This window comes from Bradyrhizobium sp. LA6.1 (assembly GCF_040547805.1).
Classification (GTDB): domain Bacteria; phylum Pseudomonadota; class Alphaproteobacteria; order Rhizobiales; family Xanthobacteraceae; genus Bradyrhizobium; species Bradyrhizobium barranii.
Genome location: NZ_JBEPQK010000031.1, coordinates 21,960 through 37,320, shown reverse-complemented (window position 1 = coordinate 37,320; position 15,361 = coordinate 21,960). Strand labels below are relative to the sequence as shown.

At 61.2% G+C, this 15,361-nt stretch carries 15 protein-coding genes and 1 pseudogene; 3 read left to right on the top strand and 13 right to left on the bottom strand.

The genetic code is table 11. From position 1 onward, the window contains the following. The first annotated feature begins 7 nt into the window (after positions 1 to 7). Positions 8 to 739, top strand: a complete 732-nt coding sequence (locus ABIB99_RS42180) for a protein-L-isoaspartate(D-aspartate) O-methyltransferase (protein ID WP_084795290.1) — start codon at positions 8 to 10, stop codon at positions 737 to 739. An 837-nt stretch (positions 740 to 1,576) separates the two neighbouring features. Here ABIB99_RS42180 and ABIB99_RS42175 read toward each other — a convergent pair. Beyond that, positions 1,577 to 1,786 (bottom strand): cold-shock protein, encoded by a 210-nt coding sequence (locus tag ABIB99_RS42175; RefSeq protein WP_038945713.1) that lies wholly within the window; start codon positions 1,784 to 1,786, stop codon positions 1,577 to 1,579. 311 nt (positions 1,787 to 2,097) lie between these two features. Here ABIB99_RS42175 and ABIB99_RS42170 point away from each other — a divergent pair, with 311 nt between their 5' ends. Then, positions 2,098 to 2,310 carry a hypothetical protein gene (locus ABIB99_RS42170; protein WP_063985301.1) on the top strand — a complete coding sequence of 71 codons (213 nt, stop codon included), beginning with the start codon at positions 2,098 to 2,100 and terminating at the stop codon, positions 2,308 to 2,310. 203 nt (positions 2,311 to 2,513) lie between these two features. Here ABIB99_RS42170 and ABIB99_RS42165 read toward each other — a convergent pair whose 3' ends face one another. Together ABIB99_RS42165 and ABIB99_RS42160 are read right to left on the bottom strand one after the other, a co-directional pair. Then, on the bottom strand, positions 2,514 to 5,297 hold the full coding sequence (locus ABIB99_RS42165; protein ID WP_063985302.1) for a UPF0182 family membrane protein: 2,784 nt from the start codon (positions 5,295 to 5,297) through the stop codon (positions 2,514 to 2,516). Between the two features lie 130 nt (positions 5,298 to 5,427). Next, positions 5,428 to 5,556 (bottom strand): annotated as a pseudogene (locus ABIB99_RS42160) (formylglycine-generating enzyme family protein); the annotation flags it as partial. Positions 5,557 to 5,877: 321 nt separating this feature from the next. On the opposite strand from ABIB99_RS42160, the gene ABIB99_RS42155 reads away from it, so the two are divergent. Beyond that, on the top strand, positions 5,878 to 6,000 hold the full coding sequence (locus ABIB99_RS42155) for a hypothetical protein (protein WP_256376430.1): 123 nt from the start codon (positions 5,878 to 5,880) through the stop codon (positions 5,998 to 6,000). A 35-nt stretch (positions 6,001 to 6,035) separates the two neighbouring features. Here the strand turns inward: ABIB99_RS42155 and ABIB99_RS42150 are convergent, their stop codons facing one another. The 10 genes from ABIB99_RS42150 to ABIB99_RS42105 form a co-directional block, all read right to left on the bottom strand. Then, positions 6,036 to 7,040, bottom strand: a complete 1,005-nt coding sequence (locus ABIB99_RS42150) for a formate dehydrogenase subunit gamma (RefSeq protein ID WP_354121341.1) — start codon at positions 7,038 to 7,040, stop codon at positions 6,036 to 6,038. 42 nt (positions 7,041 to 7,082) lie between these two features. Continuing rightward, positions 7,083 to 7,679: a formate dehydrogenase FDH3 subunit beta gene (gene fdh3B, locus ABIB99_RS42145; RefSeq protein ID WP_063985305.1), complete on the bottom strand. Its 597-nt coding sequence runs from the start codon at positions 7,677 to 7,679 to the stop codon at positions 7,083 to 7,085. Positions 7,680 to 7,691: 12 nt separating this feature from the next. Then, positions 7,692 to 10,640 (bottom strand): formate dehydrogenase subunit alpha, encoded by a 2,949-nt coding sequence (locus ABIB99_RS42140; RefSeq protein ID WP_354181744.1) that lies wholly within the window; start codon positions 10,638 to 10,640, stop codon positions 7,692 to 7,694. Between the two features lie 12 nt (positions 10,641 to 10,652). Continuing rightward, complete coding sequence (locus ABIB99_RS42135; protein ID WP_063985307.1) at positions 10,653 to 10,862, bottom strand: twin-arginine translocation signal domain-containing protein; 210 nt, start codon at positions 10,860 to 10,862, stop codon at positions 10,653 to 10,655. A 28-nt stretch (positions 10,863 to 10,890) separates the two neighbouring features. After that, positions 10,891 to 11,670 (bottom strand): molecular chaperone TorD family protein, encoded by a 780-nt coding sequence (locus ABIB99_RS42130; protein ID WP_354181741.1) that lies wholly within the window; start codon positions 11,668 to 11,670, stop codon positions 10,891 to 10,893. A 119-nt stretch (positions 11,671 to 11,789) separates the two neighbouring features. After that, entirely contained in the window at positions 11,790 to 12,443 is a 654-nt protein-coding gene (locus ABIB99_RS42125; protein ID WP_354181739.1) for a DUF3306 domain-containing protein, read from the bottom strand. After that, positions 12,440 to 12,955, bottom strand: a complete 516-nt coding sequence (locus ABIB99_RS42120) for a DUF3305 domain-containing protein (protein ID WP_071916335.1) — start codon at positions 12,953 to 12,955, stop codon at positions 12,440 to 12,442. The genes ABIB99_RS42125 and ABIB99_RS42120 overlap by 4 nt, the downstream gene beginning before the upstream one ends. Next, a complete protein-coding gene (locus ABIB99_RS42115) occupies positions 12,952 to 13,959 on the bottom strand; it encodes a DUF6352 family protein (protein ID WP_354181737.1) in 1,008 nt (335 codons plus the stop codon). The genes ABIB99_RS42120 and ABIB99_RS42115 overlap by 4 nt, the downstream gene beginning before the upstream one ends. Next, positions 13,956 to 14,495 (bottom strand): DUF6505 family protein, encoded by a 540-nt coding sequence (locus ABIB99_RS42110; RefSeq protein WP_354181735.1) that lies wholly within the window; start codon positions 14,493 to 14,495, stop codon positions 13,956 to 13,958. The genes ABIB99_RS42115 and ABIB99_RS42110 overlap by 4 nt, the downstream gene beginning before the upstream one ends. Beyond that, a complete protein-coding gene (locus ABIB99_RS42105) occupies positions 14,492 to 15,199 on the bottom strand; it encodes a biotin/lipoate--protein ligase family protein (protein ID WP_354181771.1) in 708 nt (235 codons plus the stop codon). The genes ABIB99_RS42110 and ABIB99_RS42105 overlap by 4 nt, the downstream gene beginning before the upstream one ends. Between the last annotated feature and the right edge of the window lie 162 nt (positions 15,200 to 15,361).

Below are 15,361 nucleotides of genomic sequence, written 5' to 3'. Positions count from 1 at the left end.
ACGGCTCATGAGGACCTTGCTGCTGCTCGTGCTTTCTATGGTGACCGTCGTGCGCGAAGTGACCGCACAGGACGCTCAATGCGTCCTCGAACGCGCCGCCATGGTCGAAACCATCCGGTCCTACGCCCGGTCCCACGTCAGTGTTTTGGGACAGCAGGGGCTGTCGGGGAGAGTCCTTGAGGCCATGGGGCAAACACAACGCCATCTGTTCATCCCTGAGCGATCTTGCTCCATCGCATACGCAGACATGCCGCTTCCGATCGGCGCCGGCCAGACCATATCGCAGCCATTCATCGTGGCCTTGATGACTCAGCTGGCTTACGTCGCGCCCGATGATGTTGTGCTCGAAGTCGGTACGGGTTCGGGCTATCAGGCTGCCATCCTTGCGCACCTGGCGCGAAAGGTCTGCACCATCGAGATCATCCCGCAGTTGGCCGCAGCCGCAGCCAAAACGCTCAAGGACCTCGCGTATGACAATGTGAGCGTTCGGCTTGGCGACGGCTATGCTGGCTGGCCCGATTGCGGTCCTTTTGAAGCAATCATCGTCACCGCAGCGCTCGGGCACGTACCGGCGCCGCTGATTGAGCAGCTCAAATTGGGTGGCCGGCTGGTGATGCCGGTGGGACCTGCCTACACCACTCAGCAGCTCACGGTGGTGGAAAAAACCGGCCCGGGCAAGACAACAACGCGCGCCGCCAGCCTCGTGCGGTTTGTACCCTTTACGCGCTCACCAGATTAGAAACCAATCGACGTTTAATTCTTGAGCAGCACTTGCGCAGTCGCCTCGCTGGCTGGAGCCTTGCGGAAAGCGCCAGCTGTTCGAACCTGTCGGCTTCGGGTCAAAATCCGCATTGACCGCCGCGAAATCCAACTTCCGCTCTGCCCCTGTTAACGGACATCGTCAGACGGTCAGTCGGGTCCGCCACCAGTTGCAACTCAAAAAGACCCGCGCGCGAAGGGGAACCGAATGCGCTAGGTCGCATTTCTAGACGTACAGGCACACTTGCTACGTCAAGCTGACCCTTTCACGACAACTTCCGAAAAGATGGCGACCATGCCACGGGTGAAGCAAGCTGCGAAGCACGTACGCGCAACCAAAGCCGCCGCCGTCACGGCACTCGGTACGGCCGGACTGGGTCTCTCGCTGGCGGGGAGCGCATCCGCGCACACGATACCCACTGCTCATATCCCGCATTCTGACAACATCTCGCCCAATCAGCGCTTCGTTCTTGGCGAAGAGGAAATGGCCGACGTCAGTCTCGCCACGTTCTATCTCTTCGATAAGGAAAATGCTGGAAGCGACGTGCAGCTAGCCGCCGTTGTTGTTCGCCGAGGTTGCGGTGGTTGCCGTGGCTGCCGTGGTTGCCGAGCTGTGCGTGGTTGCGGTGGCTGCGGGGGTTGCGGCGGCTGCTGCGCACGCTGGGGACGGTGCCGCTGGTGCTAAGTTCCACGACCTAGCGGATGAACGATAAAACTTAACGAACAATCGTGCGGCATCTCCGCCGCAGGTCGGCGATGATATCCCCCCTGTAGCCTGCTTCTCAGTACATCCGTGAAACCGAAGCGTCGACCGATGTTATAGGGTCTTCAGATTTTCAGCGCTCGTCTTTCCGCGCCTCGGATCGGTCTTCTCCTCGAAGGAGACCTTCTGCCCTTCGGCTAGTCCATGAAGGCCCGCACGCTCGACGGCGCTAATGTGAACAAATACATCCGGCCCACCATTGTCCGGCTGAATAAAGCCAAAGCCCTTCTGGCCGTTGAACCACTTCACGACACCCGTTGCCATTATCCGTCTCCAACAGTACCCACGAAAGAGTTCGCTACCCACAATCCGTGTGAGCAAATTCGATCCAGCGATGTCTTGGAAAGGCCCCCTCGGGGCGCGGCCATCAAGTCATTCAATAGGTCGAACCCCTTCACCATACCACCGGTGGCATGGGTTGCCACGGGAATGAGATGAGAGGGCGCCGCGGCTGGCCTCGGGTTCCGCGGCCTTCTCGAAGGGACTGTTCACGGCCCGCAAAACCTTGATTGCAATCAGCGGGCCGGCGGGCTTCTCTGTGAGGCGCACGCACCCCAAATGCTGTAAGGAACACAATGCCCTACATCTTCTCGATCAACGACGACGTTCATCATCAAGCCCAGCGACCGCAGGGCCGCGCCGACAATGGCGAACGGACCGTCTACACTATTGTTGCATGCCTCCCGATTGAGGCGGACGGACGCATTCGATACCGCATCAAAAGCAAAACCGAGAATTTCGAGCGTGTTGTAACTGAAGATGAACTCAGTCAGTGGCTACAGCAGTAGGCGCGACAGTGGGCCTGTCGGTTGGTTCACAGGGGAGATCCAGCTCGACCTGCTTGCGGTCCACCTCGCTTCTCAGCGGCATTCGTACCGCGAGTGCAAACACCGCCTGTATCGGATCAAGCTCAAGGCCTCTCTTCGTTGCGTGTTCAGCCCGAACTATGCAGCCCCTGTGTTCCCCAATGAGCGCCAAAGGAGCCGCGACGCTAGTGGCCCGTGGCGTGCCGGTTCATTTCCTCCAGAAGCTCGCGCATTGCGTCGAACTGCGTGCCAAAGCCTTTCCAGTCGCCGGACTTCAATCGTTCAACGGCATGATTGTAGCGGTCGAGCGCCTCCCGTGCCTGACTTGCCGACGGGCGTGCGACAGGCATTTCCTCCTTCGTGCTCGAGACCGGCCGCACCGCGCCAGGCTCGATAAACAGTGCTGACAAGGCCTCGTCGAGCGTCTCCTTCATCACCACATGTTCACCATAGGCTGCGATCACGCGTTTCAGCTCCGGCAGGTGTCCGTGCTCCGCTCGCAAATAGAGCGGCGTTACATAGAGGATCGAGTTCTCGATTGGGATCACAAGCAGGTTCGCACCGCGTATCACCCGCGAGCCCATCTGATTCCACAGCGTGATCTGCTGCGATATATCGGTGCTCTGATTGATCCGCGCTTCGATCTGGAACGGCCCGTAGACGAGCTTCTCCTTGGGAAACTCGTAGACAATCAGCTTGCCGTAGTCGGGTGCGTCGCAACGCGCGGCGAGCCACGCGATCATATTGTCGCGGCGGCTTGGCACCATGGGAAGCATGAGGAAAAACTCGGCCTGCGGCTCGCCGGGCAGTCGCATGATGATGTAATATGGGGCCATCGTCGCAATGCCGCCGCCGCCCGGCTGGCGCGGGAACTGCCAGAGATCCTCGCGGTTATAGAAAACGTCAGCGGCCTCCATGTGATAGCTCTGATAGAGCTGCGCCTGAATCAGGAACAGGTCCTCCGGATAGCGAATGTGCCTCTGCATATCCGCCGGCATGGCCGAGAATGGCTTGAACAGGCTCGGAAAGATACGCCGATAGGTCGCTGCAATCGGATCGCCGGTCTCCATCAGGTAAAAGTCGACGGTCCCGTTATAGGCATCGACGATGACCTTCACTGAATTGCGAATGTAGTTGATATCCTCGTCTTGCGCCGGCTGCGCGGAGGGGAAGTAGGAACTCACCGTGTAGGCGTCCTGCATCCAGAACATCCGCCCATTGCTGATGACCAGATAAGGATCGTGATCGAGCCTGAGGAACGGGGCGATCGTTCGTACTCTTTCCCCGATATTGCGCCGGATCATGATACGGCTGTCGGTCGTGATGTAGCTTGAGAGCAGTAGGTTCGGGTCGTTGAAGTAGTAAGCGAACAGGCCTCTCCACACCATCGCCCCTATCGGAACGCCGCCCGTACCGTCATAAGCCGCGTAGACATTGTCCTTTCCCTTCGGATAGTCGAACTCCGGCGTGCTCCCCTTGACGATGACGTAGTTGTCGCTCCGTTCGCCGTAGTAGAGGCGCGGCTCGTGGATATTGGGGCCTCCATCCGCAACCGGAGGGATATCCCGCAAATAGAGCAGCGGTAGCCCCTCGGTGCTTTTGCGCGTGACCGGGCTCATCACCGCGCCATTGCCGTGAGTAAACAGCACGTGGCGGTTGACCCATGTCTGGGCATTCGGCGGCAGCAGGGAGGGCCGCAATTCGCGAGCCGAGAGCATTACGCTTTGGTAGGAGCCATCGAGCCAGTAGCGATCAACATCAAGATCATGGAATTTGTAGTAAGTGCGGATCTCTTGCAGCTGCGCGTAGGTGTCCGACAAGGGCAGCCAGTCCCACAGCCTGATATTGTCGATTGTCGCCTTGTTGGCGTCGAGCGTCTTGAAGCTAAGCTTCTGTTCCGCCGCAAACGGCTTGGCTGCGATCTGATCGAGATTGTATGCCTGCCGGGTGAGCGCAATGTTGCGTTCGATATAGGGCCTTTCCAGCTCCAATTCGCTTGGTTTGACGAAGAACTCCCGGAACAGCACGGGAATCACGCTAGACAGCACGAAAGACCCGATCACGACAAGCAGGAACGCGGCGGCAGGAAGCCGGTAGGTGCGCACCCGCAAATTTGCCCACGTGGCGAACGCCGCGATGACCGAAAGTCCGATCACCAACCACAAGGCCGGGAGCCTCACGTGGACATCGGTGTAGCTTGCGCCGACGACCACACCGTTGTCGCCGTAGAGCAGCAGATAGCGATCAAGACCATAGGACCAGGCCTTCACTGCAAAGAAAAGACCGAGCAGCACCGAGCCGTGGGCAATCGCCATCGACGACATTGATCGGCGATGAAGGTCGTATTCGATATCGCCGTGCACCCAGTAGATCGCCGCGGCGAAAAGCGCGCTGAGAACGAGCACGAGCATGATCCAGTTTTTGATGAGGATATAGGCGGGCAGCGAGAAGAGATAGAAGCCGATGTCCTTGTTGTAGAGCGGATCGTCTGCGCCATATGGCACCTGATAGACAAACCGCAGGAAGACACCCCAGTTGCCGACTTCTGCGGCGGCGACGAGCAGAGCGATCAAAGCTGCCCCACCTACGGTCAACCGGGACCACGGCAGTCGACCGCGTAAAAGCGCAAGCAAATCTGGCGGCGCGTTGACCGCGAAGTTCCACACCGAAGCGGTGACAAGCTGTGTCGACCGCCGTCGGGCAAAGCGCAGGGCGAACCATCCGTTCAGCCAAAGGATGATGGCGGTTCCGGTCCAGACCGCAAGAAAGATGACGGTTTTCGCACCGATTGTCGTCCAAAAAACCTGCGGATAATTGATCGAGGAAAACCACAGCCAGTCGACGAGGAGGTCGCTCGCGAGCCAAAGCAGGATCAGGCAAACCCCAATGACAGCGGCCGCAATAGTGAGCCCGACCACGGCACTCTGCCTTGGTACCTTCCGTTCGGGTCCGGTGATCCCGATCGTCATGGCTTGATCATAGCGGAAATGAGGGACGCCCGCCGCTCGATTTCGCGGTCGGAATAGCGCTTCAAGGCGGGGGCACGGGTGCTCGAACCTGGGTCGCCAGGATCGCGAAACAGCGCAAAGTGGCGAGGTCCGCCGCGAATTCCCATTCGGCCTCGGTCGGAAGTTCCTTGCCTGCCCACTTGGCAAAGGCCTCGGCGTCGTTGAACGCCACATGCACGACCGGGTGCTCGTCCAGCCTGCGGATCGAGCTGCCCGGTCCGTTAAGGCCGCCGCCAGCAGAAAATTTGTCATAATTCAAAGGCACGCGATGTGCCGTTCATCGGCGCGACCTAAATGATCTGCGGACAGTTTCTTCCTGACGGCTCTGCGATTGCGCCAACGAGTCGCGATGATTGCCTATGTTGTTTCGTCAAACTACTGCTCGACAGCTGACTATGGTCTCTCCGTTCTTGTGGTAGATTCGGCGGCGCTATCGTGCCAACCGGCCAACCAACGATCGGATTTCGGCACGTGCTGATTCAGTTGTCCGCAGGTTGCTCGCTCATATAAACTACCCCCCGATCTCCGGCGGAGCCTTGCCATGAAAGCCTTCTTGCTCGCCTGCGCAGCCGCAATTGTGATCGCGGCGGCCGGTTTTGTCGTCCTTGACCAGATCCAGGAACCCGTCCAACAAGCGTTTGCGACGACGGGCGTGCGGCTCTGACCAAGCGCCTGGCACATTTATGGGCCGCGCGATCCCTACTCCGCCGCGGTGGCCGCCGGCCGGGGCCGTGCATTCGCTTCGGCGCGCGCGTTCTGCTCTTCAAGCCAGAGCCCATGGTGCTCCTTGGCCCAGTTGACATCGACAGTGCCGCTGCCCATTGCCTCGAACGCGCCTTCCATACCGATCGTCCCGATATAGATGTGCGCCAGCATCGCCGCGATGAAGAGCATCGCCACGATGGAGTGAACGATCTGCGCGAACTGCATCCCTTCGATACCTGACAGATAGAACGGGAACATCAGCACATATCCGGTGGCCGCCACCAGGCCTCCGCCGATGACCACGATCCAATAGATCGCCTTCTGGCCGGCGTTGAAACGATAGGCCGGTGGATGATCGTGACCCACCATACCGCCACGGCGCTTGATCCAATCGACATCCGCCTTGTTCGGGACGTTGCCAGCGATCCACATCAGGAAGATCAGCACGACTCCGATGGTGAACGGAAAGCTGAGGTAGTTGTGCGCGTACTTCGCCCACTGCGACCATTCGGAAAACGCCTCGTGGCCAATCAGCGGCAGGAGCAACGGACGGCCGAAGGTGATGTTCAATCCGGAAATCGCCAGAACGACAAAGCAGGTCGCAGTCATCCAATGCACGAAACGCTCGAATAAGGAAAAGCGCACGATTGTGCGGCCGGATCGTCCGCTTTCCAGACGGACCATGCCGCGCGTCAAATAGAAGATCACGAGAACCGCCAGCATGCCGAGGATGGCAACCCCGCCAATCCAGCGCAGCGCCACGTTGCGGAATTCACGCCACTCGCGGCCAGCCGGCTGCATGAGCACGCTGGAGCGCTGGTCGGGAATGCTGACGCGCCCCTGGATCCGGTCCATTTCCTGGAGCAGCTGCCGCTCGCTAACCGAGCTCGCTGTCGGATTGACCTGCTGGGCCAGTGACGGTGCCGGCGCCGCAATGATCAACAGAAGCAATGCCCACGCGCCGATGGTGACTGGAATGAACCTTCCGGATGACGACATGAACTCCTCCTCGGCATCTGCGCCGCGTGGCCGCGGCCTGCTTCAGGACTCGATCGTCTCGCGATAGGCGGTTTTCCAGCCCCATGCGCCCGAGCCGTAGCCGCGCTTCAGTACGCGCTCTCTGTAGATCTGGGCGATGATCTCGCCATCGCCGGCGAGCAGCGATTTTGTCGAGCACATCTCGGCGCAGAGCGGCAGCTTGCCTTCGGCAAGCCGGTTCGCGCCGTATTTCTCGTATTCCTCCTTGCTGCCGTCGGCTTCGGGACCGCCGGCGCAATAGGTGCATTTGTCCATCTTGCCGCGGGAGCCGAAATTGCCGACCTTCGGATATTGCGGCGCGCCGAACGGACAGGCGTAGAAGCAATAGCCGCAGCCGATGCAGAGGTCCTTGGAGTGCAGCACCACGCCGTCGGCGGTGGTGTAGAAGCAGTTCACCGGACACACCGCAGCGCAGGGCGCATCGGTGCAGTGCATGCAGGCCATCGAGACCGAGCGTTCGCCCGGCTTGCCGTCATTGATGGTGACGACACGACGCCGGTTGATGCCCCAGGGGACCTCGTGCTCGTTCTTGCAGGCCGTCACGCAGGCGTTGCACTCGATGCAACGGTCGGCGTCGCAGAGAAATTTCATACGTGCCATCGTCGTTGCTCCTTATGCCGCCGCGATCTGGCAGAGAGTGACTTTCGTCTCCTGCATGTTCGTCGCGGGATCATACCCGTAGGTGGTGATCGTGTTCGCGCTTTCGCCGAGCACGATCGGATCGGTGCCCTTGGGGTAGTTGCTGCGAAGATCCTTGCCTGCGAGCCAACCGCCGAAGTGGAAAGGCATCCAGGCAACGCCCTTGCCGACACGCTCGGTGACGAGCGCCTTCATCCTGGCCCTCGAATTGTTCTCTGCGCCCGTGACCCAGACCCAGCCACCGTCCGTGACGCCGCGCTCGGCGGCATCGGCTGGATTGATCTCGATGAACATGTCCTGCTGCAATTCGGCGAGCCAGGGGTTGGTGCGCGTCTCCTCGCCGCCGCCCTCATATTCGACCAGACGGCCGGACGACAGGATGAGCGGAAATTGCTTCGCGATCCCCTTCTCGACCGCCGCCTTTTGCACCGAGAAGCCGATATTGGGCATCCGGAACTGCTCGGCGTCGGGCAACGTCGGATATTTCGCGACCAGGTCGACGCGCGGCGTGTAGATCGGCTCCCGGTGTACCGGAATGGGGTCGGGCAAGCCGAACGCATTCATCCGCGCCTTGCCGTTGCCATAGGGCACGCAACCATGCATGAGCGCGACACGCTGGATTCCGCCCGACAGGTCGAGCGACCACGACACCACGTCTGGCTTGGCCGGGTTGATCTTGTTGATAACAGCCATTTCGGCTTCCGTGAGCTCCGTGTCCCAGCCGAGCTTCTTCAGGCTCGCCAGCGTGAATTCCGGATAGCCGTCCTCGATCGCCGAACCCTTCGAGTACGAGCCGTCCGCGAGCAGGCTGACCTTGCGCGTGGTGCCGTCGGGCAGCTTCTCTTCGCGCTCGACGCCAAAGCGCGGACGGAACGTGCCGCCACCGTCCATCACGTGCAGATTGGTGTTGTAGAGCAGCGGCGTGCCCGGATGCTTGACTTCAGGTGATCCCCAGCACGGCCAAGGCAGACCGTAATAGTCGCCGCCGACCTCGGGATCGTCCTTGGGCGCCCGCATCGTCAGCATGTCGAACTTCGCCTGGTTCTTCATATGCGCCTTGAGGCGCTCGGGCGATTGCCCGCAATAGCCGGTCGACCAGCTGCCGCGGTTCATCTCACGCAGCACATCCTCCGCCTCGGGCAGATTGTTCTCGACCTTGATGTTCTTGAACATCTTGTCGGCGAAGCCGAACTTCTTCGCCAGGAGATAGATGATCTCGAGGTCGTCCTTCGATTCGAAGATCGGCTTCACGACCTGCTCGCCCCATTGCAACGAGCGGTTCGAGGCAACGCGCGAACCCTTGCACTCGAATTGCGTGGCAACCGGGAGAATGTAGACTCCATCCTTGCGTCCCGCCTCGACCGAGAGCGAGGCCCAGGTCGTCGGATGCGGGTCGGCGATGACGAGCAGCTCGAGCGCCTTCAGGCCATTAAGGGATTCAGGAATGCGGGTGATGCTGTTGCTGGCGTGCCCCTGCACGAACACGGCCCGCACATTGTCCTTCTGCGCGATCTGATCTTTCGGCAGCGTCACCGCTTCGAACCAGCGGGTCAGCGGGATGCCGGGCGTTTCCATGATCTGCTTGGAGTCGAAGCGCGACTTCAGGAACTCATGGTCGACCTCCCAAACCCGCGACCAGTGCTTCCACGCGCCTTCGGCGAGCCCGTAGTAGAACGGCAGCGTGACGATATCGAGCCCGACATCGGTCGCGCCTTGCACGTTGTCATGGCCACGGAAGATGTTGGCGCCCATGCCCGCTCCGCCGACATTGCCCGTCATCAGCAGTGCGATGCAACTGGCCCGCACGTTGGCGGTGCCAACGGTCTTCTGGGTCTGGCCCATGGCCCAGATCAGCGTTGCCGGCTTCTCGGTAGCAAACATCTTGGCGACGCGCTTGAGCTGCTCGCCGGGAATGCCGGTGACACGCTCGACTTCTGCCGGATTCCACTTCTCCACTTCTTTCCGGAGATCATCGAATCCATAGACCCGCTGTCGGATGAACTCCTTGTCTTCCCACCCGTTCTGGAGGATGTGCCACATCATGCCGTACAGCACCGGGATGTCGGTGCCCGGCCGCATCCGAACATATTCGGTCGCGTGTGCCGCGGTTCGCGTCAGGCGCGGGTCGATGACGACAAAGTTGGCCTTTTGAAGCTCCTTGCCCTCGAGCAGATGCTGCAACGATACAGGGTGCGCCTCGGCTGGATTGCCGCCCATGATGACCTGGGTCTTGGCATTGCGGATATCGTTGAAGCTGTTGGTCATCGCGCCGTAGCCCCAGGTGTTGGCCACGCCGGTAACGGTCGTTGAATGGCAGATGCGCGCCTGATGATCGGTGTTGTTGGTTCCCCAGAACGCGCCGAGCTTGCGGAACAGATAGGCGCCTTCGTTCGTCATTTTGGCCGAGCCGAGCCAATAGATGGAATCGGGCCCAGATTTCTCGCGGACTTCCAGGAGCTTGTCGCCGATCTCGTTGATCGCCGTATCCCAGGAGACACGCGTCCACTGCCCACCCACAAGCTTCATCGGATAGCGCAGCCGCCGCTCGCTGTGCACGAGCTCGCGCACAGAAGCGCCCTTGGCACAATGTGATCCGCGATTGATCGGGGAATCCCAGCTCGGCTCCTGGCCGATCCACACCCCGTTCAGCACCTCCGCCGTCACGGTGCATCCAACCGAACAATGCGTGCAGACGCTCTTGCGAACGGTTGCTCCCGATGTGAGGGGACCTGCCACTGCTGCTTTCGCCTTGCGGACGCCACCGACCGGCAGCGTGCTCACTGCGGCGAGAGCGCCGCCACCAAGGCCGGACCGGAGCAGGAAGGTGCGGCGGTCGAGACCATTGGTTTGCCCGGACAAACCTTCCGCGATTGATCCGCGTGAAGCGGATTCGGAACGCTGTTGTGTTCTCCTGATCAGCACGGCCGCCTCCTCTCAACCCGGATAGCGATTGACACGGTAGTACGCCTTCACATGATCGGTCTCCTTGTAGCGCGCCTTGCGTTTCTCATCGTCGGTCTCGCTGTCCGCCTGAGCAGGCGTGATCAAGGGCGTTGCCAACGTCGCGCCCGCACCGACCGTGCCGATGCCGACCTTGCGAAGGAAATCGCGGCGTCCGACTGTCGTTCTCTGCTCGTCCCTCATCGCATCTCTCCTGGACCAGCGGCGCTGGTCAGTTGACGAACGTGAAAGCCTCGGATTCGATTTCCAGAAAATTTCGTCCAAGTGTTCCGACCGACCGGTAGAATTTGGCGTTTTCCGCCTTCTCCATGTCGTCAAACAAACGTCCCATCCAGCGGGACACATGCTTCTCGAAGAATGTGCGCTGTGCTTCCGTTGGCACCGGAAAGCGTGCCACCGCAAGGCCCGCCATGATCTCGCACAGCGTCGCCGCGTGATCCTCGGGCTCAAAATTGCTCTCGACCCGCTCAATGCCGAGCGCGGCGAGATCGTCGCGCAGGCGCGACAGCGGACGTTCGTGGAGAAAGCCCGTCAAGTAATAGGATGCGTAAGGCAGCAACTCGCCGCGACCCAGACCGACGAAGAGGTCAAAATATTCGCGCTCGACCTCGGATACGGCCGCTACCGATGCAGCTTCTGCAAGGGTTGCGTGGGCGCGTCCAAGCGGCGTCGCATCGCCATGCAGTTGCGCGATCTGCTCGAGCAATGCGGCCGACGGCGCGGACGAGAGCAAGGTTGCAAGCAGCGCGTATTCCTGCGCGCGCGCGGCATCGGTCGGATCAACCGCGTCGTCCGGCGCGGCCGGCTCGCTATAGAGATCGGGACGAAGCACTTCGCGCGACACACCCGTTGCGCCTTCGACCGCAATCACACGTTGCGCGGGCACCCTGTTCCAGTTCGACACCGAGGGCTGGGCAATACCGATTTTTCGGGCAAGCTCGGCAACGCCGCCCGCCGCATCGATGGCTCGTTCAAGGCCCGCATCGCGCATGCCGACCTCCCATCCAGGGGGCCAAGCGCTTGATTGCGTTTGCGTAACAAAGACTAGCCGCGTGTCCGGGAGCGGTCAATTGATAGCCATAGTCTGAGGCTATCGCATTTAGTCGCAGTCTACCGGGGCAACGCCCCGCCATGTGTGCGGTGCCGAAGGGGAGTCTCTTCACTCGCAGCTACGGGTTGCGATGCAGTAGAATTCGACGGCAATTCCGCGGCTGCGAACTCGCCGAGCGGTCGAGGTTCCGTGATCGCCTTCACCGGATTTGATGATTGCTCGAAACCGGCCTCCGCGGGAACCGATCGCGCGGCGTCTTCGGCAGCCTCGGGCGGATTAGGGAGGCCCTCGGCGGCCTCTACCACGCCCCCGACGACGCGGCGGACGAGAGCGTCAATTTGCTCGGCCGAATAGTCCAGCGGACCGAAGCCAGCCATGGCGTTCGGGTCGTTGAAGTCCCAGGCGTTTTCCGCCAACCCCACGAAATCGCGGATGGTGGGATCGGCGCTCCAGGCGCGACGGAGCGCCGCCCGGCTCAACTCCTGCGGAATGCCTTTGCGCAGGAAAGCCGTGATGTCGGTGGCAGCATCGATCGATTCAATCGGGGGCAAGTTCGACAGCTCCGTCTCCGGGGGAGCCGGCTCTGCCGCAGCCCGGTTGGACAGCGCCGGCCCATGCGCCTCAGCGGCTTCTTCAGGGGCTGGTTCAGCGTGACCGGCCTTCGCCTCTTGCTTGCGGCGCGCCCAGCGCGCCAGGAATTGCTCGTCGCTCATTCGTGCTCACCGTCGTGGTGACGCCGCGCAAGCGCCTCAGGATCGGCGCGGCGTCGCTCGCGCTTGACGAATTCCCTCTCGACGTGGTGCTCGGCGATGAAATTTTCAATCGCCTTATGCAGTATCTCAGGCATTGGCACCGCTTCGACAAGATTGGCACCTGCTTCCGTGAATGCCTCGCCTTCCGCTGGATCTGCGGTGACGGCCGAAACGGCATAGGGCCAGGCGCCCTCGGAGGGAGTCAATACGATCCAGATGCGGGGAGCGCCCGTGGCAAGATTGTCGCGGTAGCGCTCGGTTTCCGAGCGATAGAGATCGACCATGGCGTTCCCGGCATAAAAGAGCGTCAATCCCTCCTGCGCCCGTAGGACAGTCCACGGCATCATCTCCGACTCATCCGGCAAGACGCCGATGCCGCGCCAGACAAAATCAATCCATGGGGAATCCGCCTTGCGGCGCTCGACGACAACGCCGACCGGAATGCGCAACAATGGCAGCGCGCCGGGGCTCACGTTGCAGCCTCCAGGTGCTTGATCGGCAGCCCCGTCAACAGATTCTGCGGCTTCATCTGCACCAGCTGATCGGAGGTCGTTGCAAGGATCAGGTAGACCGGCTCGCGCCCGACCGCATCAACGACCAGGCTGGAATCTGGAAAAGTGAGCCGGAACAGCGCCAGCACACGGCTTGCGGTGTGGTCGTCCAGCGCCTCTCCATGCCAAAGCTGGTCGCCCATCCGGGTGGCTTCAGCATCGAGCCCAACATACCAGGTGAGCTTCGCATCGCGCAGGGCGGTGAGCGGCTCAATTCCGACGGCAAATCCAAGCAAATGAGTAATCCAGCGCCCCATGGCCTCTGCCAGCGCAGCGGGGCCCCGCGTTCCGCCGGTGAAATCGAGCGCAAGATCGAACTGATCGCTGCGCTGCCAGTAGCTGTCGGCATTCCCCTCGCTGAGGACGTCGATCTCCGCGCCGGTTGTTGCCCCCAACATGGACATCAGCGACAACACGGGCGTTTGGCTTGGCCCGCCAATGATTTCCTCGTCGCCCAACAGCAGCAAGTGTTCGTGCGGCACGATACGCTGCGGCCGGAAGAACAGTTCGGCCGCGCGCAGCACGAACGGGTCCTCGCAGCCGTCAAGCGCATTTCGCAGGATCACGTGAACAAGGTGGTTCACAAACAGCGGCGGCAGGTTGACGTGACGTGAGCGAACCAATGCAAGATAGGCCGCTTCCAACGTGGGTTCGCGCAGCAGAAGCTTCCGAAATGCCAGTACGAATTGCCAGTTCTCCCGCGCATCCGCATCGGCGATCGCAGCTACCTCCTCCGCAGCGACTGCCCGGCCCGGGTCAGCGAGCAGCTCCTGGTGCAACCTGCGTTCGACCGCGCAAGCGTCGTCCGGCGGCATCAGTTCGGGGCGCACGAAGTAGGCCTTCAGGAACTCATCCGTGACCACGAGCCCGCCGCTCGCATTGTGATCGAGCAGATGGTGGCCGCAGGCGATCCAGAAATCCCTCATCGGCGCGACGGCTCCTCGCTCATATTCGCAAGATTGAGATCCTTGTCGGGCTCGGTGTCATCCTCCACTTCCATGAACGAGAACGCCTTGCCGTGACGCTGGCCCTCGCGCAGTTGCAATCTGCGGAATGACTCGCGGACCTCGCCATTGCTCGCCGAGCGGTGGACCGCGATCAGCGCGCTGATGGGATGCGTGCAGAGTGATTGCGCAAAGGCGACTTCCTCTTCAGCGGCAAGGCACGCGGTTGCAAGGTCCGGCGCCCCGAACCGTTCGACCAGTTGTTTCGCAAGGAGCTCCACCAACGTCCGGCGATCGCCCTCAGTCGCGGGGACGATCTGCACCAATGTCGACCAGCCCCAGGATTGCACGCCGAGGAAACCGCTTCGAAACGCCGAACGGTCCTTGCCGCTCAGCTTCGCTGCATCCCGATTACAAAAGCGGAAGGCGCCAGACACTGCCCAATCGCCGGGCTGCGCCGGCACGTCGAACACGAACGTGTCGGATGGATCGAGCGCGATGGTGCGCAAGAGCTTCACAGACGCGGTCCTCCGAGTATTGAATCGAACCATGACGGCGATAGCAAGCCCTTCTTCAGGTCGTGCCGATCGGTCCTGTTTGTCCCAATCCGGCGGGCAATAAGGTCACCGTTGTCAGCGATCACATATGTGGTTTGCCGCGCACGCGGCAACCGACTTAGAAACTCGCGTGCGATGTCGTCGAATCCATCGGCTTGCCAGCCGTCGAGAGCGCGCATCAGATGCCGCACAAAGCTCTCCGTCACCTGAATCGCGCCGGCCTCACCAAAACCCTCCTGATCCAGGGCGGAAGCGAGTGGATAAACGCCGGCTTCCCTGTCGCTCATCGCAACCGTCCGGATCATGGCACCGAACACCAGCCAGCGCGGCGGCTCGTCCTCCTTTGCGGACGAAGGCCAGCCGAGCCGCCCGCCACCAACGAGGCCGCCGTCAACACGGATCGCGTCCGGCCAGTCGATCGAGATCTCCTTGTTCGGCGGCGCATACGCGCGCAAGGCGTCGGTCAGCGCCACCATCCCCGCAAAGAAGGCGCGGCGCGCGGTACGCAACGGCTCGCCAGGTTCAAGGACGACTGCGAACTCGGCAAGATCGAACCGCCCCACGTAGGTCAGCGTACCTGCCCCACTCTCTTCGGCGATATGCATGGCATGGGCAAAAGAGTCACGACTTTCGCGCAGCCTCACCAGCGTGAATGGCGGAGGCAGATTGATTGGCTCCGTGACCGATGAGTGCCCAGGGGCTGTCGGTGTCAGGCGGACCTCCAGCTTTCTTTTCTTCTCTTGTGAGAATAACTTAATCGACCAGGAGGGGCGACGCGAGTCCGCTCGCCGTCGTTCCCGGACCTCTTCAGGAGGTGAAGGGCTGCG